Here is a 460-nt window from a genome sequence, read left to right on the forward strand (position 1 = left end):
GACTACTCGGGTATCTAATCCTGTTTGATAACCACACTTTCGAGCATGAACGTCAGTTACAGTTTAGCAAGCTGCCTTCGCAATCGGGGTTCTTCGTGATATCTAAGCATTTCACCGCTACACCACGAATTCCGCCTGCCTCAACTGCACTCAAGGAAACCAGTATCAACTGCAATTTTACGGTTGAGCCGCAAACTTTCACAACTGACTTAATCTCCCGTCTGCGCTCCCTTTAAACCCAATAAATCCGGATAACGCTCGCATCCTCCGTATTACCGCGGCTGCTGGCACGGAGTTAGCCGATGCTTATTCATACGGTACATACAAAATCCTACACGTAGGAAACTTTATTCCCGTATAAAAGAAGTTTACAATCCGTAGGACCTTCATCCTTCACGCTACTTGGCTGGTTCAGGCTCTCGCCCATTGACCAATATTCCTCACTGCTGCCGCCCGTAGG

Annotated in this window: 1 rRNA gene; it reads right to left on the reverse strand. The window is 47.8% G+C overall.

The window, feature by feature from the left end:
* Positions 1-460, reverse strand: a 16S ribosomal RNA gene (locus tag C1638_RS22105); the annotation flags it as partial.

It is taken from the genome of Chryseobacterium oncorhynchi, from assembly GCF_002899895.1.
GTDB lineage: Bacteria > Bacteroidota > Bacteroidia > Flavobacteriales > Weeksellaceae > Chryseobacterium > Chryseobacterium oncorhynchi.